This window comes from Roseateles amylovorans (assembly GCF_025398155.2).
Classification (GTDB): Bacteria; Pseudomonadota; Gammaproteobacteria; order Burkholderiales; family Burkholderiaceae_C; genus Roseateles; species Roseateles amylovorans.
Genome location: NZ_CP104562.2, coordinates 5,573,312 through 5,597,088 on the forward strand (window position 1 = coordinate 5,573,312; position 23,777 = coordinate 5,597,088).

18 protein-coding genes are annotated in these 23,777 nt (G+C 68.4%); 7 read left to right on the top strand and 11 right to left on the bottom strand.

Features of this window, described 5'->3' with window-relative positions; all coding sequences use genetic code 11:
- From bioF to N4261_RS23145, 6 genes are all read right to left on the bottom strand, one after another.
- Entirely contained in the window at positions 1-1,206 is a 1,206-nt protein-coding gene (gene bioF / locus N4261_RS23120; RefSeq protein WP_261757590.1) for an 8-amino-7-oxononanoate synthase, read from the bottom strand.
- On the bottom strand, positions 1,196-2,515 hold the full coding sequence (gene bioA, locus N4261_RS23125; protein ID WP_261757591.1) for an adenosylmethionine--8-amino-7-oxononanoate transaminase: 1,320 nt from the start codon (positions 2,513-2,515) through the stop codon (positions 1,196-1,198). Before bioA ends, bioF begins: the two co-directional genes overlap by 11 nt.
- Before the next feature lie 131 nt (positions 2,516-2,646).
- Entirely contained in the window at positions 2,647-3,435 is a 789-nt protein-coding gene (locus tag N4261_RS23130; RefSeq protein WP_261760831.1) for an enoyl-CoA hydratase/isomerase family protein, read from the bottom strand.
- A 41-nt stretch (positions 3,436-3,476) separates the two neighbouring features.
- Positions 3,477-4,940, bottom strand: a complete 1,464-nt coding sequence (locus tag N4261_RS23135; protein ID WP_261757592.1) for an alpha/beta hydrolase family protein — start codon at positions 4,938-4,940, stop codon at positions 3,477-3,479.
- Positions 4,941-4,954: 14 nt separating this feature from the next.
- Positions 4,955-5,494: a GNAT family N-acetyltransferase gene (locus N4261_RS23140; RefSeq protein WP_261757593.1), complete on the bottom strand. Its 540-nt coding sequence runs from the start codon at positions 5,492-5,494 to the stop codon at positions 4,955-4,957.
- Between the two features lie 50 nt (positions 5,495-5,544).
- Complete coding sequence (locus N4261_RS23145; RefSeq protein ID WP_261757594.1) at positions 5,545-7,152, bottom strand: carboxyl transferase domain-containing protein; 1,608 nt, start codon at positions 7,150-7,152, stop codon at positions 5,545-5,547.
- 268 nt (positions 7,153-7,420) lie between these two features.
- Here N4261_RS23145 and N4261_RS23150 point away from each other — a divergent pair, with 268 nt between their 5' ends.
- From N4261_RS23150 to N4261_RS23160, 3 genes are all read left to right on the top strand, one after another.
- Positions 7,421-8,251 (top strand): TetR/AcrR family transcriptional regulator, encoded by an 831-nt coding sequence (locus N4261_RS23150; protein WP_261757595.1) that lies wholly within the window; start codon positions 7,421-7,423, stop codon positions 8,249-8,251.
- A gap of 393 nt (positions 8,252-8,644) precedes the next feature.
- Entirely contained in the window at positions 8,645-9,115 is a 471-nt protein-coding gene (locus tag N4261_RS23155) for a (2Fe-2S)-binding protein (protein WP_261757596.1), read from the top strand.
- A gap of 2 nt (positions 9,116-9,117) precedes the next feature.
- A complete protein-coding gene (locus N4261_RS23160; protein ID WP_261757597.1) occupies positions 9,118-11,337 on the top strand; it encodes a xanthine dehydrogenase family protein molybdopterin-binding subunit in 2,220 nt (739 codons plus the stop codon).
- Between the two features lie 216 nt (positions 11,338-11,553).
- On the opposite strand, the gene N4261_RS23165 is transcribed toward N4261_RS23160, so the two are convergent.
- A complete protein-coding gene (locus N4261_RS23165; protein ID WP_261757598.1) occupies positions 11,554-11,745 on the bottom strand; it encodes a heavy-metal-associated domain-containing protein in 192 nt (63 codons plus the stop codon).
- A gap of 178 nt (positions 11,746-11,923) precedes the next feature.
- On the opposite strand from N4261_RS23165, the gene N4261_RS23170 reads away from it, so the two are divergent.
- From N4261_RS23170 to N4261_RS23180, 3 genes are all read left to right on the top strand, one after another.
- Entirely contained in the window at positions 11,924-14,449 is a 2,526-nt protein-coding gene (locus tag N4261_RS23170; RefSeq protein ID WP_261757599.1) for a heavy metal translocating P-type ATPase, read from the top strand.
- 215 nt (positions 14,450-14,664) lie between these two features.
- On the top strand, positions 14,665-15,096 hold the full coding sequence (gene cueR / locus N4261_RS23175) for a Cu(I)-responsive transcriptional regulator (RefSeq protein WP_261757600.1): 432 nt from the start codon (positions 14,665-14,667) through the stop codon (positions 15,094-15,096).
- Positions 15,086-16,012, top strand: coding sequence for a pirin family protein (locus N4261_RS23180; protein WP_261757601.1), 927 nt, complete (start codon positions 15,086-15,088; stop codon positions 16,010-16,012). The genes cueR and N4261_RS23180 overlap by 11 nt, the downstream gene beginning before the upstream one ends.
- Before the next feature lie 61 nt (positions 16,013-16,073).
- Here the strand turns inward: N4261_RS23180 and N4261_RS23185 are convergent, their stop codons facing one another.
- The 3 genes from N4261_RS23185 to N4261_RS23195 form a co-directional block, all read right to left on the bottom strand.
- Positions 16,074-19,370, bottom strand: a complete 3,297-nt coding sequence (locus tag N4261_RS23185; protein WP_261757602.1) for a hypothetical protein — start codon at positions 19,368-19,370, stop codon at positions 16,074-16,076.
- A 187-nt stretch (positions 19,371-19,557) separates the two neighbouring features.
- A complete protein-coding gene (locus tag N4261_RS23190; protein WP_261757603.1) occupies positions 19,558-20,430 on the bottom strand; it encodes a pirin family protein in 873 nt (290 codons plus the stop codon).
- Between the two features lie 94 nt (positions 20,431-20,524).
- Complete coding sequence (locus tag N4261_RS23195; protein ID WP_261757604.1) at positions 20,525-21,151, bottom strand: FMN-dependent NADH-azoreductase; 627 nt, start codon at positions 21,149-21,151, stop codon at positions 20,525-20,527.
- A gap of 195 nt (positions 21,152-21,346) precedes the next feature.
- Here N4261_RS23195 and N4261_RS23200 point away from each other — a divergent pair, with 195 nt between their 5' ends.
- Positions 21,347-22,288, top strand: coding sequence for a LysR family transcriptional regulator (locus tag N4261_RS23200; protein ID WP_261757605.1), 942 nt, complete (start codon positions 21,347-21,349; stop codon positions 22,286-22,288).
- Between the two features lie 28 nt (positions 22,289-22,316).
- Here N4261_RS23200 and N4261_RS23205 read toward each other — a convergent pair whose 3' ends face one another.
- Positions 22,317-23,696, bottom strand: a complete 1,380-nt coding sequence (locus tag N4261_RS23205; protein ID WP_261757606.1) for a hypothetical protein — start codon at positions 23,694-23,696, stop codon at positions 22,317-22,319.
- Positions 23,697-23,777 lie beyond the last annotated feature (81 nt).

Consider the following 23,777-nt stretch of genomic DNA (forward strand, 5'->3'; position numbering starts at 1 on the left):
TCACACACAACGCTCCAGGGCAGCGACCAGGCAATCAACATCCGCGGCGGTGTGCGTCGCACACAGCGTGATCCGCAGCCGCGCTTCGCCCTGGGGCACGGTGGGCGGTCGAATGCCCGGCACCCGCAGGCCTTCGCGCTCCAGCGTCGCGGCCAGGGCCATCACCTCGGCATTGCCGCCAATGATCAGCGGCTGGATGGGCGTCTCGGATGCCGCCAGACGCCAGGTGAGCGACGGATGGCGCGACAGCAGCGCGGTGATGCCCTCGCGCAGTTGCGCCTGCAGCGACCGCAGATGCACCCGGCGCTCGCGCCCCAGATCGCCACGCATCAGCTGCAGGCTGGTCAGCAGCGCATGCTCGACCGCCGGCGGCGAGGCGGTGGAAAAGATGTAGTTGCGCGCCGCCTGCAGCAGGTAGCCGGTCACCGTCTCATGCGCGACCACGAACGCACCGGCCAGCCCCGCCGACTTGCCCAGCGTGCCCATCACGATCAAGCGCTCGCTGCACAGGCCGAAGTGCTCCAGCGAACCGACCCCCTGCTCGCCGAGAACCCCCAGGCCATGGGCATCATCGACGATCAACCACGCATCGAAGTCCTCCGCCGCCGCCAGCAGCGCGGGCAGCGGCGCGATGTCGCCGTCCATGCTGAACACGGCATCGGTCACGATCAGCTTGATGCGCGCCGTGCTGGCGGCCAGCAGCGCACGGAGCCCCTCGACATCGCAGTGCCCGTAACGCTTGACCGGGGCCTTGGCCAGACGGGTGCCGTCGATCAGCGAGGCATGGTTGAGCGCCTCGCTGAAGATCTCCGCCTCGGCATCTCCCAGCGCGGTGATGACCGCCAGGTTCGCCATGTAGCCGGTGCAGAAGCCAATCGCCCGGGCTGAGGGAATGTGCGGCGCGAACCACCGCGCCAGCTCGGCCTCCACCTCATGATGCGCGCGGGAATGCCCGCTCACCAGCGGCGAGGCCCCCGAGCCACCGCCGTAGCGGTGCGCGCCGTCGATCAGGGCTTGCGCCACGGCCGGATGCGCCGCCAGACCGAGGTAGTCATTGCTGCAGAACATCAGCAGCTCACGGGTCACCCCATCCGCACCCCGCACGGTCTGGTGCGGCGCGGTGCCGGTCTCGGCGATCCGGGTGAAGCGGGTCAGCGACTGCGCCTCGATGGCCGCGAGCTTGCCTTGAAGGTGATCAAGCAGCATGCAGCACCTCGTCCAGCGTCTGACGCACCGACCGGGCCAGGAAGGCTGCGGTGTCCGGATCGATGAGATAGGGCGGCATCAGGTAGACGGTCTGTCCGATCGGACGAATCAGCAACTCGTGCCGCCGCGCCGCCAGGTGGAATTTCTCGGAGAAGCGCTCGATCGGACGCTTCACATCGAAGGCCAGGATCATGCCGCGCTGGCGAAGGTGCTCAACGCGGTCGTCGTCGGCCAGCGGGGCGAAGGCCTCGGTCAGACGGGCAGCTTGCTGCTGGTTCGCCGCCAATTGACCGGCCTCGAAACGGTCCAGCACCGCATTCGCAGCCGCGCATGCGAGCGGATTGCCGGTGTAGCTGTGCGAATGCAGGAAGCCGCGCGTCACGTCCTGCGACCAGAAGGCCTGGAACACCGCCTCGGTGGTCAGCACCAGCGACAGCGGCATCGTGCCGCCGGTGATGCCCTTGGACAGCAGCAGGAAATCCGGCCATGCCGAGGGCTGTGTCGGCACCGTCTGCTCCCAGGCGAAGAAGGTGCCGGTGCGGCCGCAACCGACGGCGATCTCGTCGGCGATCAGGTGGACATTGAACTCGGTGCACAGCGCCCGCAGCGCACGCAGGTAGGACGGCGAATGCATCACCATGCCCGCCGCGCCCTGTACCAGCGGCTCGACGATCACCGCCGCGATCTGCGCCTGGCGCGCCGACAGCAGGGCCCGCATCGCATCCAGCGCCTGCGCTTCATTGCCAAGTCGCTGATCGGGCGAGGCCACGATGTGCGCACGCATCAACAGCGGGTCATAGGCGTCACGGAAGATGGCCACATCAGTGACCGCCAACGCGCCGATGGTCTCACCGTGATAGCCGTTCTTCAGACAGACGAACTCGCGCTTGTCCGTCAGACCGAGGTTGCGCCAGCTGTGAAAGCTCTGCTTGAGCGCGATCTCGACCGCAGAAGCGCCATCGCTGCCGAAGAACAGATGCCCGAGGGCACCGCCAGTGCGCGCGGACAGACGCTCGGCCAGTCGCACCGCAGGCTCATGGGTGCATCCCGCCAGCATCACATGCGGCAGTGTGTCGAGCTGCTGCTTGATCGCGTCGTTGAGGCCGGGGTCGGCATGACCGAACAGATTCACCCACCAGGAGCTGTTGGCATCGAAATAACGCCGGCCCTGGTGATCGAACAACCAGGGGCCCTGCCCGCGTGCGATGGGCAGCGGCGGGACATTCTGCGCGCGGGCCATCTGGGTACAGGGGTGCCAGACCGCCGCAAGGCTGCGACGTTGCCAGTCTTGTTGTACTGCTTCAGACATGGAGGAAAGGGACCTAATCGATGCGAAAAGAGGAGCGGAAAGAGAAGCGGAGAGAGAAGCGGACCGGAATTCAGAAACGGCGACGGCGTGGGGACTGAACGAAGGCTGACCGGACCGATCTCGGAAGGCCCTCAGGCCACCCAACCCGGCTTGCCCTTGTTCAGGAAACTCTGCACCCCGTCGCGGCCTTCGGGACTGGCCCGGATATCGGCGATGCGACGGGCCGTTTCGTCCCGAAGCGTCGCGTCGATCGCGCTGTGGGCCACGTCCTGGACCAGGCGCTTGCATGCACGCACCGCCATCGGGCCATTGGCCAACAGGCTGGCGGTCAACGCGTTCACGGTCTCATCCAGGGACTCGGCGGTGGCCAGTTCATGCACCAGGCCCAGCCGGTGGGCCTGGGCCGCGGAGAACCGTTCGGCGGTGACGAAGTATCGCCGCGATGCCTGCTCGCCCAGCGCCCGCACCACATACGGACCGATGGTGGCGGGCAGCAACCCGAGCTTGGCCTCCGACAGGCAGAAGCCGGCCATGTCCACCGCGACCACGATGTCACAGGCCGCCACCAGCCCCACGCCGCCCGCATACACATCGCCCTGCACCCTCGCAATCACCGGCACCGGGCAGCGGTAGAGGGTCCACAGCATCTGCGCCAGGCGCGCGGCGTCGGCATGGTTCTCGTCCCAGCTGTAGCCGGCCATCGCCTTCATCCAGTTCAGGTCGGCGCCGGCACAGAAGGCCTTGCCCTCCGCGGCCAGCACCACCGCCCGCAGCGTGTCGTCCCGGCTCAGCGCCTCAAAGGTGGCTGTGAGCTCGGCGACCACCGTGTCGTTGAAGGCATTGCGCACCTCGGGCCGATTCAGCGTCACGCGCACGATCGCACCCTCGCGCTCGATGCGCAGACTCTCGGTGGCGGGCAGGCCGGACGCTGTGACGGCGGGGGTCGGGGCGATCGGGGCGGTCATGGGAAGCTCCAGACAACAGTGTGATTCACCGCATAGAGGCGGCAGGGTTCTTCCGCCTGCGCGCCTTGCTCGCAGGCTGCCAGGGCGCGGGATTGCGCGTCGTCACCGGTGGCGAAGGCGGATCGGGATTGGCCATTCATCGCGAACGCACGGGGCGTGCGCGCCGCGAGGAACTGACGGTAAAGCTGATGCAGCTCCCGCGGGGACGGCGGGAGCGCGCCTTCATCCTCCACCGCCACGCGGCCCCCCGTGGGAAACGGCAGCGCGCCCGGCAGGTCCACGCCCAGCGGGCGCAGGAAATCATCCACCCACGGCTGCCAGCGGTCGTTGCCGTCGGTGAACAGGCGGTGGCCGTCCTCGCCGAACGGCGGCAGGAGCTGCAGGGTCGCCGCCCCACCGGCCTGCCGATAGGCTTGTGCCCACGCGTGGGCCCGCGCCGGGGCGAAGGATCGATCGTTCTCCGCATACAGCCACAGCGTGGGTACCGGCAGCGCTGCGCCCGTGGTTGCGCCATCCATCGGCATCGATCCGCGACGGGAGGGCCGCCCATCGGGCGACCGGCCCTGCCAGGACGGGGCATCGCGGGCTTCGTGGGCATCGCCGTCGGTGCCGTCGCTGGGGTTGCGGTTCGCCCCGACGCTCGAGGTGGGGTCGCGCTCGCGGGAGGCCACGGCCAGCGGTCGGCCCAGGGCGCTGCCCATCCGCGCAATCTCCTGTTGCAGCAGATCCGGCCGGCAGGGCTGCCCGGGGCTTGCTTGCGGATTGGCCCCATGTCCGCCGGCGAAGTTGATCGCAGCGATCACGCCCACGTCGGCCTCCTGAAGCATCGGCAAGGCCGACAGCACCGCCAGTCCGCCCACCGATTGGCCGACCAGCACGATGCGGCGCGGGTCGATGTCGGGCGCCAGGGCAAGGCTGCGCACCACGGCGGCGACCTGAGCGCCCGCCACCTCCATCGCGGCGGCAAAACGCGGCTGCTGGCAACTGAGGCTCGATTCCGGGTCGCCGACGCGGGCCAGTTCCCCATAACCGAGCCGCAAAGGCACGGCCACCGCGAACCCCTTGCGGATGAAGAAGCGCGCGGCCGATTCATAGCGCTGGCGCTCGTAGTTCAGGCGGTGGCGCAGGTCACGGCCATGATTGATGACCACGAGCGGGAACGGCCCCGAGCCGGCGGGACGGAAGGTGGTGACGGGCAGCTCGCCGCGCAGCGTGCGGCCGTCAGCATCACGCACGGTGACCGGCACCTGGATGACCGCTTCGCGGATGTCTGGCGCCCAGGGGGACACCAAGCGAGGCGCCGGCGCGGCCATGGGCGATGGGGAGGCTGACACCGGCTGCGGGCCCGCGGCACCGGCATGGCCAGCGATCGACAGCCCCAGCCACACCGCGCCGGCCGAGCGACGCCCGACGGCCGCCAAGGCCCGCCGGACCGGTCGCTCCGCTGGCGGCGCGCTCATCACCGGGTTCGCCATCATGCGGGCATGCCGGCGCGCAGCGCCTTGCGCATCAGCACACTGCGGTAGGTCTTGTCCTGCCATTGCACCTCGCCCACGGTCACATAGCCGCGGCGCTCATACCGCTGGCGAAGCGCCTCTGCGGGCCAGGCGGTGTCGAGCGCGACATGGGCATAACCCTGCGCGAGGGCCCAGTGCTCCGCCATGTCCAGCAAGCGTTCGCCCAACCCCAGGCCGCGCTGTTCAGGATGCACGGCCAGTTGCGCCAGGATGGCGGTGTCCGGCCGGGTGTAGAGGTCAGGCACCGCATCACGCAGGTAGACCCCATCGGCCGGCTTGGGCGGCGAGACCGTCACCGTGCCGACCATTTGTCCGCCGCAGGTGGCAACAAAGGCCTGCCCCTGCGCCACGCGTTCCCGGGTGGTCTCCACGCTCTGGTCGACAGCGGTGAAGTTCCACCCCTGCTTCGCGAGGGACGCATACGACTGATGCAGCAACGCCGTCAGATCGTGCAGGGAGTCCTCGAGTGACAACGGACGCAGGGTGATGTCGTTCATCGCAGAGCGGAAAGGTCAGGGAGCTGCGGTGGTGGTGGCCGTGATCAGGATTACATCCGGAAGACGCCGAAGGTCGTCTCGGGGATGGCGGCATTCAGCGACGCGGACAGGCCAAGTGCAAGCACGCGGCGGGTGTCGGCAGGGTCGATCACACCGTCGTCCCAAAGCCGCGCGCTGGCGTAGTAGGGATGGCCCTGGTCTTCGTATTGGCGACGGATCGGTGCCTTGAAGGCCTCCTCCTCCTCGCTCGACCATTGGCCGCCCTTGGCCTCGAGGCCGTCGCGCTTGATCGTGGCGAGCACCGAAGCCGCCTGTTCGCCGCCCATCACAGAGATCCGGGCATTCGGCCACATCCACAGGAAACGCGGCGAGTAGGCGCGACCGCACATGCCGTAATTGCCGGCACCAAAGCTGCCGCCGATGATCACGGTGAACTTCGGCACCTGGGCGCAGGCCACGGCGGTGACCATCTTGGCGCCGGCGCGGGCAATGCCCTCGTTCTCATACTTGCGGCCGACCATGAAGCCGGTGATGTTCTGCAGGAACACCAGCGGGATCTTGCGCTGGCAGCACAGCTCGATGAAGTGGGCGCCCTTGTTCGCGCTTTCCGCAAACAGGATGCCGTTGTTGGCGATGATCCCCACCGGCATGCCTTCGATGTGCGCAAAACCGCAGACCAGGGTGTTGCCATATCGCGCCTTGAATTCATCGAACTCGCTGCCGTCGACGATGCGGGCAATCACCTCCCGCACATCGAACGGCTTGCGGGTGTCGGTGGGAATGACCCCGTGCAGTTCGCCGCTGTCGTAGAGCGGCGCGCGCGGCGGCTGGGTGCGCAGTTCACCGGCCTTGCGCCAGTTCAGCCGGGCCACCGACTGACGGGCGATGGCCAGCGCATGGGTGTCGTTCTCCGCCAGGTGATCGGCCACGCCGGAGAGCCGGGTGTGCACATCGCCGCCGCCGAGGTCCTCGGCCGTGACCACCTCGCCGGTCGCCGCCTTCACCAACGGGGGGCCGCCGAGGAAGATGGTGCCCTGGTTGCGCACGATCACGGTCTCATCGCTCATCGCCGGCACATAGGCGCCGCCGGCGGTGCAGGAGCCCATGACCACCGCGATCTGCGGAATGCCCTTGGCCGACAGATTGGCCTGATTGAAGAAGATGCGACCGAAGTGATCGCGATCGGGGAAGACCTCGTCCTGATTGGGCAGGTTGGCGCCGCCGCTGTCGACCAGGTAGAGGCAGGGCAGCCGGTTCTGGTCGGCGATCTCCTGCGCGCGCAGATGCTTCTTGACGGTGATCGGGTAGTAGGTGCCGCCCTTGACCGTCGCGTCATTGCAGACGATCACGCACTCCACCCCCGACACCCGGCCGATGCCCGCGATCACACCGCCACCCGGCGCCGCGTTGTCATACATGTCCAGGCCCGCCAGGGGAGCGATCTCCAGGAAGGGCGTTCCCGGGTCCAGCAACAGTTCCACCCGGTCGCGCGGGAGCAGCTTGCCGCGTGCCACATGCTTGGCGCGGGCGGCCTCGCCGCCGCCTTCGGCGATCTTCGCCAGCCGGGCGTTGAGGTCGTCGAGCAACGCCCGCATGGCCTGGGCATTCGATCTGAAATCGGCCGAGCGGGCATTGAGCTGGGTGGACAGGGCGGGCATGCGGTCTCCTGAAGGCTTCTGGCTTCTGTTCTACGGTTCGGCGCTGTTGACGGCCGTTCACCACCGGTGGCGACAGACGACGGCGGTTTGCAACCGCTCCCCGCTGCGTTCGTGCCGCATGAGCCCCGCTCAATTCGGCCCGACCCCCACCGATGCAGGCAGCCCGCCGGGATCACCAGCAAGCCGCAAGGCGCGAAGCATAAGTCAGAAGCCGGCCCGCGCCAAGGCGACTTGAGCCCGACTCAATAAGCAGACAGAATGCGCCCTCATGAGCGCTCCCGCCCGGCATCCCCGGCCCTCCCCCACCGCCGCGACCGCCCCGACCGACAGCGCAACCGGCGGGGTCTCCCGCACCGCCCGACCGCCCCAGTCCGCCGCCGCGCGGCCGGCGCAGCGGCGCGCCCCGGTGAGCGCCAAGTCCGAGCAACGGGTGCGCGACATCCTGCGCGAAAGCCGCGCCGTCTTTGCCGAACGCGGCTATGAACGCACGACCACGACGGAGATCGCGCTCCGGCTCGGCATTTCGGAAGCCACGGTGTTCACCTACTTCCGCGGCAAGCGCGAACTCTGCATGCGGGTGATCGGGGACTGGTATGACGAAATCATCGACGCCATCGAATCGGGCCTGCCGCGTGAGCGACCGATCCGGGAGCAATTGGAGTTCGTCGTCCACACCCATCTGCGTCTGTTCCTGATCCAGGGCACCGGGCTGTGTGAGCTGGTGCTGTCGGAGGGGCGCAAACGCGAGGCCCCCATCACCCGCGGCGACGGCCACGGCCAGGACTTCGGCGCGGCCTTCGTCGACCTGCAGCGGCGCTACACCGCGCCGCTGATGGACCTGCTCTCACGCGGCCAGGCCAGCGGCGAAGTGCGACAGGACATCCCGCTGCGATTGCTGCGCTCGCTGGTCTTCGGGCCGATGGAGCACATGCTGTGGGAGGTCATCATTGCGGGCCGCCAGATTCAGGTGGATCAGGCCGCGCGCGATCTGGTGGCGCTGCTGTGGCCGGCGCTGCAGGCACCGGACCAGGAGCTGCGCGCCTTGCGCGCGATGCGCCAGCGGATGGTGGCCGCACTGGAAGGGACCTCGGCGGACTGACGTGTTGCCGATGGTTGCATGTTCGTCCGATCGGTGATGGGTTGATCGCTTGAGGTCGCTTCCGCTGGCCCGGGACCGGTTGATGGCCCCGGATGTCGTTGGCGGCGGCCCTTGTTCGCGGGGGCGGATCACGCTGGCGGGTCGCGAAAGGTCGATGGCGAGCCACTTCCGCGTCGCTTTCTGAACGCTTGCCGATCACTTGCATCGGCCCAAGAATCCGGATGGCGGCCTTGCGGCGTGCGAACGCCGCCCTGGATGTCCGCACTGAGCCCGGCGCCATGCCGCGTCCTGCGCGCGACAGGCAGACGCGCTACCCTTGCGCCACTTTTTTTTGCCCGGCGCCGTCGCCCATTCCGGGCGGTGCGACCGCGGCAGTTCCCACGGAGGAGAGCCATGAGCATCCAACTGAACGTCAACGGCCAGACGATGGCGGTGCAAGCCGACCCGCAGATGCCGCTGTTGTGGGCGTTGCGCGAGCAACTCCAGTTGACCGGCACCAAATTCGGTTGCGGCATGGCGCTGTGTGGCGCCTGCACGGTGCACCTGGACGGCCAGCCGGTGCGCGCCTGCCAGACGCCGATCGAGGCGGCGGCCGGCAAGAAGGTCACCACCATTGAAGGCGTGGGCGCCACGCCCACCGGACGCGCAGTGCAGCACGCCTGGCTGAAGATCGACGTGCCGCAGTGCGGCTACTGCCAGAGCGGCCAGATCATGAGCGCCTGCGCGCTGCTGGCCAGCAACCGCAAGCCCAGCGACACCGACATCGACAACGCCATGAGCGGCAACCTCTGTCGCTGCGGCACCTACAACCAGATCCGGGCCGCCATCCATGACGCCTCGGCCACGCTGACCAAGGGAGGCTGATCATGCGCACGCTCGAAGCCGGCGGCCTTGCCGCGACACCCGACACCCCATCCGACGTCACGTCCGACATCACGCCCGCCGTCGCCTCCGCCTCGCGCCGCTCGTTGCTCAAGGGCGGCGCGGCGCTGAGCCTGTCGTTCGTCCTGCCGCTCGGCGGTGCGCGACTGGCGGCCGCCCAGCCCGCCGCCGCGACCAACACCTTCGCGCCCAATGCCTGGCTGCGGATCACGCCGGACAACCGCGTCACCGTGCTCTGCGGCTCGGCCGAAATGGGTCAGGGCGTGCTGACCGCCATCCCGATGATGGTGGCCGAAGAGCTGGATGCGGATTGGGCGCTGGTCAGCGTCGAACAAGCCCCCGTCGACCAGGCCTACAACAACCCGATGTTCGGCATGCAGGCCACCGGCGGCAGCACCACGGTGCGCGCGCACTGGGAGCCGGTGCGCAAGGCCGGTGCGGCCGCCCGCCAGATGCTGGTCACCGCGGCGGCCCAACGCTGGGGTGTGGCGGCGACCACGCTGCGCACCGAGCGCGGCCAGGTCATCGGACCGAACGGCAAGAAGGCCACCTACGGCTCGCTGGTGGCGGACGCCGCAAAGCTGCCGGTGCCCGAGAAGCCCACGCTGAAGGCCCGCAAGGACTTCCGCATCATGGGCAAGCCCACTCGCCGGTTGGACAGCGCCGCCAAGATCAACGGCACCGCCAAGTTCGGCATCGATGCCCAGGTCGACGGCATGCTGGTGGCCGTGATGGCGCGCGCGCCGATCGCGGGTGCCAAGCCCAAGGCCTTCGATGAGGCCAAGGCCAAGGCAGTGACCGGCGTGCGCAAGGTGATCGCCATTCCCAGCGGTGTTGCCGTGCTGGCGGACGGCTACTGGGCCGCCAAGCAGGGCCGCGATGCCCTGGGCATCGAATGGGATCTGGGCACGCAGGCCGATCTGTCCGTGGAGAAGGTGTCCGCCTTGCTGGACCAGGGCCTCCAGAGCGCCAATGCCGTCGCCCGCGACGAGGGCTCGGTGAAGGACCTCGCCACCACGTCGGCCCGACAGATCAGCGCGCAATACGACGTGCCCTATCTGGCGCATGCCTGCATGGAGCCGATGAACTGCCTGGCCTGGGTGCGCGGCGACGAAGTCACCATCTGGGCGGGGACGCAGAGCCAGGGACCGGCGCAGGGCATCCTCGGCCAGGTCGCGCAGGTGACGCCGGCCAAGGTCAAGGTCAACACCCTGCTGCTGGGCGGTGGCTTCGGCCGCCGGTTCGCGCCGGACTTCACCATCGACGCCACGCTGCTGTCCAAGCTCAGCGGCAGTCCGGTGAAGCTGATCTACACCCGTGAAGACGACATGGCGGCCGGCTACTACCGCCCTGCCTCGCGCGTGCGCTTCGAAGCCGGCCTGGACGAGCGCGGTCGCCCCATGGCGCTGCGCGCCGAGGTCGCGGGCCCGTCGATCATGGCGGCCTCCGGCTTCATGAAGATTCCGGAGAACGGCGTCGACAGCATGGCCGTGGAAGGCCTGGCCGATCATCCCTATGCGATTCCGAACCAGCGCGTGGCCTATGGGCGTGCCGAGCCGGGCCCGCAGGTGTGGTTCTGGCGCTCGGTGGGCCATTCCCAGAATGCGTTCTTCATCGAGAGCTTCATCGACGAACTGGCCCAGACGGCCAAGGCCGATCCGCTGAAATACCGGGTCGCCCTGCTGGACAAGCAGCCCCGCGCCCGACAGGTGCTGGAACTGGCCGCCAGCAAGGCGGGCTGGGGCAAGCCCCTGCCCAAGGGCCACCACCACGGACTGGCCGTGGCGGAGAGCTTCGGCACCTTCGTCGCCGAGGTGGCGGAGGTCTCGGTGGGTGAGGATGGGGCGATCCGGGTGCACAAGGTGACGGCCGCGGTGGACTGCGGTCAGACGGTGAATCCGCAGACCATCGCCCGCCAGATCGAAGGCGCGGTGGTCTACGGCCTGTCGGCGGCGCTGTACGGTCGCATCAGCTTCAAGGACGGGAAGGTCGAGCAGAGCAACTTCCACGACTACCCGGTGCTGCGGATGAACGAGATGCCCAAGGTGGAGGTGCACATCGTCGCCAGCGACGAAGCCCCTGGCGGCATCGGCGAGCCCGGCACGCCGCCGATCGCTCCGGCGGTGGCGAATGCGATCTTCGCCGCCACCGGCAAGCGTCTGCGTCAGCTCCCGTTCGATACGGCGTCGCTGAAGCGGGCCTGAGCCCGAAGCTGATGCGCAGCGCCCGGCGCGTCTCTCCGTCACCCGCGCCGGCATCTGTGGCGTGAGCGACGAGGCGGCCCACGGCGCCAGGCCATAGGACGCCCGAACGAACGCTCGAAAGAAAGTTCGAAAGAACGCTCGAAAGAAAGCCCGAACCGGAAGACCGAGGTCTTCTGGTCCGGGCTTTTTTGCGTTGCGGCGGCTGCAGTCCCGCGCTCAGGCCGGCGGATAGCCGGCTTCGGTCAACACCTCGGCCAGTTGGTCGCGGGACAGCTGGCTCTCGACCTGCACCGTCTTCTGCTCCAGGCGAACCTGGACTTCGGCGCGCTCGTCCGCGCCCTTCAGCGCCTCGGTCACCGCCTTCAGGCAGTGGCCGCAGCTCATGTCGGGCAGTTTGAATTCATGCATGGGGGTTCTCGGTCACGACAATGCGCCAAGCCTAAACCTTTCCACCGTGGCAAGGTCAAGCCTGTCGCGGTCGCCTGCCGCCTGCCGCGACGCACGGTCACCGCCCCGCGCCCTCGACAGACCCCAAACGGGGCATGGCCTTGACCTTCCCATCATGGCAAGCTTCAGACTGCACACCATGAAACCCGAGCTCGCTTCGCCCGTCCCCCTGACGACCGCTCCGACCACGCCCGCATCAGGCTCCGCCCTCGACTGGCAGTTGCCGATCGAGGGCATGACCTGCGCGAGCTGCGTGGGCCGCATCGAAAAGCGGCTGCGGGCGCTGCCCGGGGTGCTGTCTGCGGACGTCAACCTGGCGACCGAGCAAGCCACCGTGCGCACCGACGCCACCTTGGGGCTGAGCGCGCTCAAAGCCACCGTCGAACGCGCGGGCTACCGGGTGCCGACCACAACCCATCGACTGGCCGTGAGCGGCATGACCTGCGCCAGCTGCGTCAACCGGGTCGAAAGGGCGCTGCGCAAGGTGTCGGGCGTCGAAGAGGCGACCGTGAATCTGGCGACCGAGACCGCGAGCGTGCGCACGCTCGCGGGGGTCGACCCGGCTGCCCTGATCGCTTCGGTCGTGAAGGCCGGTTATGAGGCCCGCTTCGCCCACGACGACGGAGACGGCGACGGCGACGGCACCCGCAACAGCGACACGGACGCCGCAGGCGCGCCTTCGGCGACAGACGGCCGCAGCGCGTCGGTAAAACGCCCGTGGTCCGCCGGCGGGGGACCGGTGCTGGTCGCCGCGCTGCTGTCGGCCCCGCTGGCGCTGCCCATGCTGGGCCTGCTCATCGGTCGGCACTGGATGCTGGACGGCTGGCTGCAATGGGCCTTGGCAACGCCGGTGCAGTTCTGGCTGGGCGCGCGCTTCTATCGGGCGGGCTGGTCGGCCTTGAAGGACGGCAGCGGCAACATGGACCTGCTGGTCGCCCTGGGCACCAGCGCCGCCTATGGGCTGAGCGTCCAGGAGCTGTGGCGTCATGGCCCGATGAGTCACGGGCTGTATTTCGAATCCGCCGCCGTCGTCATCACCTTGGTGTTGCTCGGCAAGTTCCTGGAGGCGCGCGCCAAGCGGCAGACCTTGAGCGCCCTGTTCGCGCTCAAGGAATTACGCCCGGAGACGGCCCGGGTGCGGCGCGACGGCGTCGACCTGGATCTGCCGGTGGCCCAACTGCGGCTGCGCGACCTGCTGGTGGTGCGCCCGGGCGAGCGCATTCCGGCCGACGGCCGGGTGCAGGACGGCGCCAGCCAGGTGGATGAGTCGCTGATCAGCGGGGAGAGTCTGCCCGTGGAGAAACGCGTCGGCGATGCCGTGATCGGCGGCGCCGTCAACGGCGAGGGCCTGCTGCTGGTGGCCGTGACGGCCCTCGGCGCGGAGTCCACCCTGTCGCGCATCGTTCGGATGGTGGAATCGGCCCAGGCGGGCAAGGCACCGATCCAGCGCACCGTCGATCGGGTCAGTGCAGTGTTCGTGCCGGCGGTGCTGGCGATCGCAGCGATCACCCTGGTCGGTTGGGGACTGTGGGACGGTGATTGGGAACGTGCGGTGATCCACGCGGTGGCGGTGCTGGTGATTGCTTGCCCCTGCGCCCTGGGGCTGGCCACGCCGGCCGCGATCATGGTGGGCACCGGCGTCGCGGCCCGGCGCGGTCTGTTGATCAAGGATGCCCAGGCGCTGGAGCAGGCACGCCGCGTGGACCATGTGGTGTTCGACAAGACCGGCACCCTGACCGAAGGCAAGGCGCGATTGCTGGCGCTGCACCCGGCGGCCGGCGTGGAAGCGGCTGATGCCTTGGCCTGCGCCGCCGCGCTGCAGCAGGGCAGCGAGCACCCGCTCGCACGCGCCGTCCGGGACGAGGCCGCACAGCGCGGCCTTCCGGCCGCCACGGCGACCTCGCTGACCGCGGTGCCGGGGCGGGGCGTGACCGGTGAATGGGGCGGCCGCCTGCTGCAGCTGGGCAGTGCGCGCTGGATGCAGGCCCAAGGCGTGGATCTGGCGGTCAACGAGGGCGCGCTGAGCGCGGCGGCCGAGGCTGCGCTGCGCCACGGCCAGACCTTGTCCTGGCTGGTGGAGCGTCGCGATGGCCATCTGGTGCCGCTGGCCCTGCTGACTTTCGGCGACCGGATCAAGGAGACCGCCGCCGAGGCCATCCGGCAACTCCAAGCCATGGGCGTCAGAACCCTGATGCTGAGTGGCGACAACGCCGGGGCGGCTGCGGCGGTGGGCGCGCAGCTCGGCCTGGACGAGGTCCGCGGCGAATTGCTGCCGCAGGACAAGGCCCGCATCGTCACCGAACTGCGCCAGACCGGCGCACGGGTGGCCATGGTGGGCGACGGCATCAACGATGCGCCGGCGCTGGCCGCTGCCGATGTCGGCATGGCCATGGGCGGCGGCACGGACGTGGCCATGGAAACCGCCGGCATCACCCTGATGCGAGGCGATCCACGGCTGGTGGCCCAGGCGATCGGCCTGTCTCGCGCCACCGTGGCCAAGATCCATCAGAACCTGTTCTGGGCCTTCATCTACAACCTGCTGGGCCTGCCCCTGGCGGCCATGGGCCTGTTGAGCCCGGTGATCGCCGGTGCGGCGATGGCGCTGTCGAGCGTGTCGGTGCTGGGCAATGCGTTGCTGCTGCGACGGTGGAAGGGAGTGCGCTGATGGCCGCTGCTCGATCCATGGGAACAACGGGGTCGACACGATCCAAGGCTCCGGCCTCCAAGGGATCCACAGGATCAACACGGCCTGCGCGGCCAACGCGATCCGCACGTGCCGCCGAGCCGGCATCAACGGTCGAACCGGTCGCCGAGTCGACAGGCACGTCGTGCGCCTCATCCGGCGTGAGGGCCCGCGCGAGTTCCTGCATGGTGCCGGTCATGCCACCGCCACCGGACTCACCCTCGCTGACCATCGGCCAGGCGGCGGAGCGCTCCGGTGTGTCGCCCAAGATGCTGCGCCACTATGAGTCGCTGGGGCTGCTGCCGCCCGTGGCCCGCACCGAGTCCGGCTATCGGCTGTACGGCGCGCGCGAGGTGCACACGCTGCGCTTCATCCGCCGATCGCGTGATCTCGGCTTCTCCATGGCCGAGATCGCCGAACTGCTCAAGCTCTGGCAGAACCGCGGCCGCGCCAGTGCGCAGGTCAAGCGCATTGCCGAAGCCCACCTCGCCGACCTGGACCGCCGGCTGGCCGACCTGCAGGCCATGCGCCGCAGCCTGGCCGAATTGGCCGAGGGCTGCCATGGCGACGACCGACCCGATTGCCCCATCCTCGATGACCTCGCACAAGGAGCGCCTGATGAGCTTTGATCCCGACCACTCGCCCGCCCGCTGGGAGCGGCTCGACGCCCATCTGGGCAACGTCGGCGGGCTGACCATCCGCCGGGCTCTGCCCACGGCCAAGCGCCGCATGGTGGGTGCCTGGTGCTTTCTGGACCATGCCGGTCCGGCCGATCTCACGCCGCAAACTGCGATGCGGGTCGGGCCCCACCCCCACACCGGCCTGCAGACCTTCAGCTGGATGATCGAAGGCGAAATCCTGCACCGCGACAGCCTGGGCACCGAGCAGATGCTTCGCCCGGGTCAGGTCAATCTGATGACGGCCGGTCGCGGCATCAGCCATTCCGAGGAGTCGCGCTCTGACCGGCTGCAACTGGCCCAACTGTGGATCGCGCTGCCCGACGACCGCCGCCATGGCCCGCCCGCCTTCGAGCACTTTCCCTCGCTGCCCGCGCTGCGCGTGGGTGAATTCGACGCCACCTTGCTGGTGGGCGACTTCGACGGCCAGCGCTCGCCGGTGCCGAGCCACACGCCGCTGCTGGGCATGGACCTCAGCGCCACCTCGGCCGCGCAGGCCACGCTGTTGCTGGAGCCGGGCTTCGAATATGGCCTGATGGTGCTGGAGGGCAGCCTCTCGGTGGCCGTGAATGAAGAATCCACCGGCCTGAGCGAGCCGGGGCAACTGCTGTATGTGGCGCCCGGCGCGCAGTCGCTGCAACTGATGTCCGGCGGGGGAAAGAGCCGGGCGCTGCTGTTGGGCGGGCCGCCGTTCCCGGAGAACGTGTTGCTGTGGTGGAACTTCGTCGGCCGGTCGAGGGCGGAGATGGATGGCTATGCCGCCGAATGGAACGGTCGCGAAGACGGCGGTGTCTTCGGACAGGTGCGCGGCTACGAGGGGCCCCGGCTGATGGCGCCGGTGGTGCCGCCGCTGAAGACGCCGGGATGAGCCGGGATGGGCCAGGACGCGCCGGGATGAGCCGACACGTCGGGCGTCTCCTGCCTTTCCATCACAAGACCCCACCGGCGAAGCGACGAATCTCGTTGGCTTGCACCGCGCCGAGCATGCCGTAGTGAAGCGCATCACGCAGCGCCACATTCACCGTCGCTCGCAGGTTGGAGGGCAGATCGCCGTTGAAGGCGGGCCCCAGCAGACCGGCCGCCTCCGCCGTGCTGAGCATGCCAGCCCCGACGGCCTCGAAGAGGACGCTGGCATAACGGTTCAGCCCCTTCTCGACCGGACTGTGGTCCTGCATCAAGTCGCCCAAATCAATGGCATTGCCGCGAAACCCTTGAGACAGCACCGCCCTCACCTCCTTTTTTTGGAAGCGAAGCTCGCGATAGGCTCGCCGCGTGGCCTCCCACAATTCGCTGACATGCGCGTCTGCATTGCGTTGAAGCGCGGACCGCAGGGCAAAGCCGCCCTTGGGATCCTGGCGGGTGAACAATTCAAACAGATCCTTGTTGGACAGCAGGCCTCTGCGGGCGGCTGACAGCATGCCGTCGAGCAGGATCTCCATCGATTCGGCCGGCGCCTGCGTGGAGGCCTGCAGCAAGTCCTGCCGATCGCCGTCCCTGGCCTTGAACAGGCGCCGCAATTCCGCCGGCGTCACGGCCTCGCTGGCCGCCGCTGCGGTCACGGCGGAGACCCAGGCGCGCAGCGCCCCCGGGTGCGCCAGGGCGAGGTGGGCGGCCGGCTGGTTTTTATCGGAGGTCGACGCGAGCAGCAACAGCAACTCCGTGTGCGACAACCACCCCGACCGATGGGCGTGCGTCACCACATCCAGGTAGCGCTTCACCTTCGACGCATGCCCTTGTTCCATCGCGTGCGCCAGCGGCCGAACACCCGCGCTGTCGGCGGCCCCCAGCAAGCTCGCCACCTGCTCGGGTCGCAGCGAACCTCGCCGGCCCATGTTCATCACCGCCTCCAGGTACTCGCCCAGCGACGCGTCGTCGGCCTTTCCCATCAGGACGCTCAGCACCGCGTTCCAGTGCTTGCTGCTGCCCTGGACCAACTGCATCAGTTGATAGTCGGTCAGCCAACCGTCGCGGTAGGCCGTTTCCGCATGGGACAGATAGCGGCTCAGCGATGCATTCGGAGCCGCCAGCACAGCGGCACGCGCGGCATAGCGCCCATAGCGGTTGCTGCTCGACAAGGACCTCCACACCTCCTTGGGGGCGAGCCACCCTTGGGCCGCGGCATTCATGATCGTTTTCAGCCAGAGCTCGATCGTGTCGTCGCGACGCTGGGCCATCGCCTGGGCGAGCGCGGACTCGGCACCCGCCTTCTTCGTGAACACGCGGTCATCCAACATGGCGGCCACCAACGCCGGCGTCTTCAGCACCCCCTGTTGCATCGCCCGGTGGAGGGCGCTCACATACGCGAGAATCACCTTGGTATGGCCCGAGCTCAGCGCATGCGACACCCCGGTGTTCATGACGTTGGCGGTGGTGTTGGCGCCCATCATCGAGGCCACCAGGTTTTCCTCCGACATCGCGCCGCGCTGGCACAACGTGATGAAGAAGTTCGCGCGAGCACGCGTTTGCAGGGAGTCGCCCTCTCTCATCGCGACCAGTTGCAGCGGTTCATTCGAGCTGTGCCGGCCGATTTGCGCGGCCAGCAGTTCATCCGGTGACATCGCCGACGAGGCGTTGATCAACAGTTCAAGCCAGGGGCGCATCTCGGCGAATTTGGCGCGGGACAGCGCGGCGTGAAGGTGCGCATGGGCATCGGTTCGACGCCAGCTCTCCCGGGCCGCTGCGGGCGCCTGTTTCCACGGCAGCGCGTCCAGCACGGCCACTTCGCGCTCGCTCGCAGCGGCCATCGCCAGATGGTCTCGCACCGGCGGCAGCCCGGCACCCTTGTGCTGACGGATCCATTCGACCAGGCGATCGGCGCCCAGGCGCCGCAGCAGCAGGCCGGCCACCTCCGCCGACGCCACCCAGTGGGGCTGCAGGGTGGCGAGCGCCGTGTCGCTCGCCGTCGGGATGGCGGACAGCGCGATCGCCTCTCGCGTGGCCACTGTGCGCACCGGGGGACGGCGCACGCCCGACGGGCAAGCGGTCCGTGGATCATCGAGCAGCGTCAGTGCGTGCCAGGTGGGCGGTGTGTCGAACGCGGGCTCGTCGTCAGTTCGCACCACCAGCAGCCCGTCGCGCAGGCCAAGCAGCACCCGATGCTCTGACCCGTCCACCCAGCCGATCAGCTTCTCCGGCGCCACCGGATCCAGTCCCTTCGCCTGCTCCAGATTGCGCAGGATGGCAGCGGTCAGCAACGTGTTGTCCTGCATCAGGCCGAGGGTCTGCCCGGTCAGGATGTCCGATCGCACCACGCATTGGTCGGAGAATTTCCCGAGCTTCAGTTCCAGCTCGGCGGTGACGATCGACAGCAGACCCCGATGCGCGTCCAGATTGAGATCCAGCGGCACACTCCCGAGCAGCTCATGCAGCCGATCCCGAACCGTCTCCAGCGCCTGGGTGGCCATCAGGCGGGCCACGCTCACCGGCGTCACCCGCTCCACCAGGTCGTCCCGGCAGGCCCGGACATCCTGGAGGGTCAGGATGGGGTTCTTCAAATAGGTGTCGGCGCCCATCTCGTCCGCGCCGGGAAGGCCCAGCCATTTGGCCAGCAGCGCGACATAGTGCATCTCGTAATGGGCCGGCGAATACCGATCGTGCAGGTTGCGCTGGACATTGCGGCGAACGTGATCGGTCACGACCGCGCGTTGCATGTCGGCGCGCGTCTGCGCTGCCAGGCTGCAGACGCCGCCGCCCGCGCGTTGGAGTGCGTGCCGCGTGTCCTGGATCACCTGGAGCACGCGCGTGGCGCAGTGTTCAAGGCCCTGGATGAATTCCTCCATTTCAGCGGCCCGGAGTGCCTCCGGGAGGGAGGCATCCGTCACCAGATCGGCGATCCGCTCCAGATCCCGTTTGCCGCTGCCGTAGATCTGGGGCAGGTAATTGCTTGTCGCCAGACGCCCGTCGCGGTGATTGATATCGACCTGCAGGTTCGTCATCTGCTGATCGGCGCGGCCAGGATTGCGCATCGGGAGCGCCAGCACAGCCTGATGGATCCGAGCGATGGCCTGGGTCAGCTCGGCGCGGGCCTGATCAAACGTCGGACCTTGCTGGAAGCGTAGGAAGGCCTGTTGACTGCCGTCCAGGCGACCGTCGTAGTAGATGCGCCCCGCTTCGGTCGTCGGCCTGGAGGACGGCCGCACCAAGGACTCATCCAGCGAGCGACGGAAACCGGCATCGACCTCGGGGCGCGCGGCCGTCGAACTCGGCAAGGGCATGGGAAAGCTCATCGGGCAGGCTCCGCAAAAAACTGGGGCACAGTCTCCGAGCCCAAGCCGTTCACGAGGAATCCTCAGCCCACATGCGTTTCGCCGTGCCGATGCCTTTTATGAAGGAGCCCCCCCTTGATCGAGGCAAGCGCCGAGGCGCGCCGGGTCACCCCAGAACGCCGCGGAAAGCCGCGGAAAGCCGCGAGCTTCAGGCGAACTTGCCGGCCTGGAAGTCCCGCACCGCCTGCAGCAATTCACCCTCGGTGTTCATCACGAAGGGGCCGTACTGGGCGATCGGTTCATTCAGCGGCCGGCCGGCCACCAGGATGGCCTGCGTGCCCTCCTCTGCCGCGGTGAAGCGAACACCGTCCGAGCCCGGCGTGTTGGCCAGGAGGGCCATGCGTCCGCTGGGAACCAGGCAACCGGTGTCGAACCGCAGACCGCCGCGATAGACGTAGAGGAACGCGTTGTGTGCGGCCGGGATGGCCTGTTCAAAGCGGGTGCCTGGCTCGAGGTGCACATCCAGATAGAGGGGCTGCGTCGCCTCGCGTTGCATCGCGCCGACCACGCCGTGGCTTTCACCGGCGATGACGCGCACCCGCGCGCCCGGCAGTTCGACCTCGGGAATCTCGCCGCTTGGAATGTCGCGGTACCACGGGTCCCGCATCTTGTCGCGGCCCGGCAGGTTCAGCCACAGCTGGAAGCCTTCCATCCGGCCCTCCTGCTGCTCCGGCAGCTCGGAATGGACCAGACCGCGGCCCGCCGTCATCCATTGCACGCCGCCGGTGCCGAGCAGGCCCTCGTTGCCGGCAGAGTCGCGATGGCGCATGCGCCCCTCCAGCATGTAGGTGACGGTCTCGAAGCCGCGGTGCGGATGGTCGGGAAAGCCGGCGATGTAGTCGTCGGCGCTGTCCGAGCCGAAGGCATCCAGCATCAGGAAAGGATCCAGCCGACGCTGCAGGTCCCGGGTCAGCACCCGGGTCAGCTTGACGCCGGCACCGTCGCTGGTGGCCACGCCCTGGATCAGGCGCTCGACCTGGCGGGGCGTCGCGATCGTGGTGGCATGGAGGGCGGCGGTCATGGCGGAAGTCCTTTCGTTGACTTTGCGTGATGAGAAATGCAGACAGGGGCCGACAGAGGCTGACAGGGCGGCGGCCCGAAGCCGCCGCGCGCGCTCAGGCGGCTTGCGCTTCGCCCAGCAGGGCGGCGATCTCGGCGCGGGCGCTGGCCAGGCCGGCGGCGGCCGCCTCCGGACCCATGTTCAGGCCCTCGGCGTAGACGAATTCCACATCCGTCATGCCCAGGAATGCCAGCGTGACCTTCAGGTAAGGCACGACGTTGTCCGACGGCTGACCCCGATGCACACCGCCGCGCGACGACACCACGATGACCTTCTTGCCGGTCACCAGGCCTTCCGGACCATTGGCACCGTAGCGGAAGGTCACGCCAGCACGCGCCACGCCGTCGATCCAGTTCTTCAGCTGCGAGCTGACGCCGAAGTTGATCATCGGTGCGGCCAGCACGACGACGTCCGCCGCCATCAGTTCGGCGATCAACTGATCGCTCACGGCGACGCGGGCCTGCTGCGCCTCGGTGCGCTGATCGGCCGGGGTGAACAGCGCGCCCAGGGCGGCTTCGTCCATCGGCGGCAGCGGCTGGGTCGACAGGTCGTGCACAACGGTCTTGGCTCCGGCATTGCGGGCGGTCAGTGCCTGCACGACTTCATTGGCCAGCAGGGTCGAGACCGAACCTTGGCCGTCTTGCAGGCGGCGGGCGCTGGAGTTGATTTGCAGAATGTTCATGGCGATCTCCGTGGAACGGTGGTGTGAGGGAATGGAGCTCACTGTATTCATCCACCCTACGCACCAGAAGCCCTCAGACTGGATAAGATTGTTCCATTACACGAACAATCTTCTTCACCGCCTGCCTGTGTCGACCCACACCGGTGGGGAGTTGGTACAGACGCCGGCGGCCCGCCCTCGAATGAAAGCGATCTCATGAGCCTGGATGCCGATGACCTGCTGGTGTTCGCCCGCGTGATGGAATCCGGCAGCTTCAGCCGCGCCGCGGAGCGGATGCAACTGCCGAAGTCCACCGTCTCGCGGCGCATTGCGGCGCTGGAAGAGCGCCTGGGCGAGAAACTGCTGCAGCGCTCCACCAGGCGCCTCACCCTGACCGAGTTCGGCCAAGGGGTGCTGGAGCATGCGCGCGCCTTGGCGGGCGAGGTCGATGGTGCGCTGGCCCTGGCGCTGCACCGTCAGCAGCGGCCGACCGGCCGGCTGCGAGTGTCCATGCCCGCCGACTTCGCTCACCAGATGCTCACCGCCACCTTGAGCGAATTCGTCGGCCTCTATCCCGAGGTTCAACTGGAGCTGGACCTGTCGCCGCGGCGGGTGGACCTGATTGCCGAAGGCTTTGACATCGCGGTCCGCATGGGTGAACTGCCGGCGGACAGCCAACTCGCCGCACGGCGCCTGGCCATGTTCGGCAGCGGCCTGTATGCCTCACCGGACTATCTGCGGCGCCATGGCGAACCGCAGTTGCCGGAAGCGCTGACCAGCATGCATGGCCTGATGATCCTCGGCCGCAGTGGCGACGCCCTGCCGTGGCGGCTGTTCGGCATTCACGACGGGCGCGCCGATGAACAACGCGAATGGGTCGGCGTACCCGAGCGCCGCACCCTGGCCAACGCGCCGGACATGCTGCTGCAGTTTGCTCGCGCCGGACTAGGCATCACCTGGGTCGGCAACCACTATGCGCAGGCCTTCGTCGAGCGTCAGGAGTTGGTCCGGGTGCTGCCGCAGTGGTGCGCCGAGCCCTCGACCTGCTGGGCGGTGTTTCCGCAGCGGCGTCTGATGCCGCTGCGCACGCGCCTGTTTCTGGAGGCGATGGCCACGGCCCTGGCGCCGCTCGACCAGTCGGAGATGTTCGGCCGCTGACGACGGGCCTCCCGCCGTCGGCCATGCCTCACCACTCGGTCCACCCTGTCGGCAGGCGCCGGTCGGAGTCTTCCGGCTCATTGCGCAAGGCCGCCTCCGCCAGCAGTGGCCTCCATCGTGACGACATCGACGAATCCGGTCGGTGCGCTTCGTCGAAGCCTGCCGGACGATCCAGATGCGCCAGGTCATCGATCTGAACGGCATGGCGCATCCCAGGCCTCGGCGCGCCGTCCTCCTGCACAAACACGATCTGCTCACCGACGTGATACAGCGACAGACGCTGGTGGGCATTCCCACAGGCGCCGATGCGCTGCGGCTGGGGAGGCGCCACCATCCCCCCTTCAGCCATGTGCTCCAGGATCCGCATGGCCAGGCGGTTCGAGTCATCGAGCAGACGTCGGCCGGCCGAGGGAGAACGTGTCGCGACCACATCCAGTGCACTGAGCGGGCCCAGGCGCGCTCGCAACGGCGCGAGTGCCGCCTCGAGGGCTTCGACATCCCCCTTGCGCTGACCGTCGTAGGTCTGCCAGGTCAAGCCTTGAGGGGCCTGGTTCAATCGGGCCTTCGCTTCAACCAGGGCCCCTCGTGCCAAGGCGGCGGCCACGGCGGCCGGCGACGCTGCGGCACGCATGGCGCTCTCGCATCGATTGACCGTTTCCGGGCTGCTGTCGAAACTCGCGGGCAGACGCGCGGGGTCGTCAGACTGGATCACACCCAACAGCTGCAGCATCTGGTCGGCATCGGTCACGGTGTGGCGATGGCGAATCGCAGCGGGCGCACGGTCATGCGAGTGCAATTGACGCATGAAGGCATACACAGCCGTCGACTGCAGTTCCCCCCGCACCTCGCTGGCCGCACGCTCCGGCGGGCCGAGATGTGCATAGTGCAGGTAGGTCAGGGCCCGAGTGAAACATGCCGAGGCACTCTCCCTCGACGCCACATCCGGAAACAGTCGGTCCAGACACCGCGCTTTCGTGGAAACATCCAGGCCCGGATGGCGCAACGCCGCCAGCAAGTCCTCCAGCCAGCGCTTGCCGAAGCCGAAGAGATAGCCGCGCTCGGGCGTATCCCTCCGATCGGGTGGCGCGTCTACCAGGTCACGGCGCCACTGCGCGAGGCGGGCCAAGCCAGGCTCGTGGCGGCGTACGGCCCATTCGGTCAGCTCCGCCCACGCCTGCCGGAGCTCCGCCTGTGCGAGCAGGAATGCGTCACTGCGACAAAACGCGTCAAAGCTTTGATGCTCGCCGGCGTCGGTCAGGCCGGTGTAGGAATGGGAAGGCGTGAGCGCATCCGGATGGCGCGCGATGCCGACGCCCCGGGTGGCGTCGATCGAGACCGATGACGGCGCACCCTCTTCGTCGATGGGAGGAAGGGCACCGGACGAGGTGGCGGCGAGGGAAGGAATCATGGCGACAAGCGTTTCCGAAGCGAAGCACTCGTGATGAGTCCTTCGCTCTGACCACTTGTTCCAGCCACCCCTCCGACGCTC

What these genes read in the sequence shown, in the direction of transcription:
- bioF (WP_261757590.1), bottom strand. Translation starts at nt 1,206, where the DNA reads ATGCTGCTTGATCACCTTCAAGGCAAGCTCGCGGCCATCGAGGCGCAG.
- bioA (WP_261757591.1), bottom strand. Translation starts at nt 2,515, where the DNA reads ATGTCTGAAGCAGTACAACAAGACTGGCAACGTCGCAGCCTTGCGGCG.
- N4261_RS23135 (WP_261757592.1), bottom strand. Translation starts at nt 4,940, where the DNA reads ATGAGCGCGCCGCCAGCGGAGCGACCGGTCCGGCGGGCCTTGGCGGCC.
- N4261_RS23140 (WP_261757593.1), bottom strand. Translation starts at nt 5,494, where the DNA reads ATGAACGACATCACCCTGCGTCCGTTGTCACTCGAGGACTCCCTGCAC.
- N4261_RS23145 (WP_261757594.1), bottom strand. Translation starts at nt 7,152, where the DNA reads ATGCCCGCCCTGTCCACCCAGCTCAATGCCCGCTCGGCCGATTTCAGA.
- N4261_RS23150 (WP_261757595.1), top strand. Translation starts at nt 7,421, where the DNA reads ATGAGCGCTCCCGCCCGGCATCCCCGGCCCTCCCCCACCGCCGCGACC.
- N4261_RS23155 (WP_261757596.1), top strand. Translation starts at nt 8,645, where the DNA reads ATGAGCATCCAACTGAACGTCAACGGCCAGACGATGGCGGTGCAAGCC.
- N4261_RS23160 (WP_261757597.1), top strand. Translation starts at nt 9,118, where the DNA reads ATGCGCACGCTCGAAGCCGGCGGCCTTGCCGCGACACCCGACACCCCA.
- N4261_RS23165 (WP_261757598.1), bottom strand. Translation starts at nt 11,745, where the DNA reads ATGCATGAATTCAAACTGCCCGACATGAGCTGCGGCCACTGCCTGAAG.
- N4261_RS23170 (WP_261757599.1), top strand. Translation starts at nt 11,924, where the DNA reads ATGAAACCCGAGCTCGCTTCGCCCGTCCCCCTGACGACCGCTCCGACC.
- cueR (WP_261757600.1), top strand. Translation starts at nt 14,665, where the DNA reads ATGCCACCGCCACCGGACTCACCCTCGCTGACCATCGGCCAGGCGGCG.
- N4261_RS23180 (WP_261757601.1), top strand. Translation starts at nt 15,086, where the DNA reads ATGAGCTTTGATCCCGACCACTCGCCCGCCCGCTGGGAGCGGCTCGAC.
- N4261_RS23185 (WP_261757602.1), bottom strand. Translation starts at nt 19,370, where the DNA reads ATGAGCTTTCCCATGCCCTTGCCGAGTTCGACGGCCGCGCGCCCCGAG.
- N4261_RS23190 (WP_261757603.1), bottom strand. Translation starts at nt 20,430, where the DNA reads ATGACCGCCGCCCTCCATGCCACCACGATCGCGACGCCCCGCCAGGTC.
- N4261_RS23195 (WP_261757604.1), bottom strand. Translation starts at nt 21,151, where the DNA reads ATGAACATTCTGCAAATCAACTCCAGCGCCCGCCGCCTGCAAGACGGC.
- N4261_RS23200 (WP_261757605.1), top strand. Translation starts at nt 21,347, where the DNA reads ATGAGCCTGGATGCCGATGACCTGCTGGTGTTCGCCCGCGTGATGGAA.
- N4261_RS23205 (WP_261757606.1), bottom strand. Translation starts at nt 23,696, where the DNA reads ATGATTCCTTCCCTCGCCGCCACCTCGTCCGGTGCCCTTCCTCCCATC.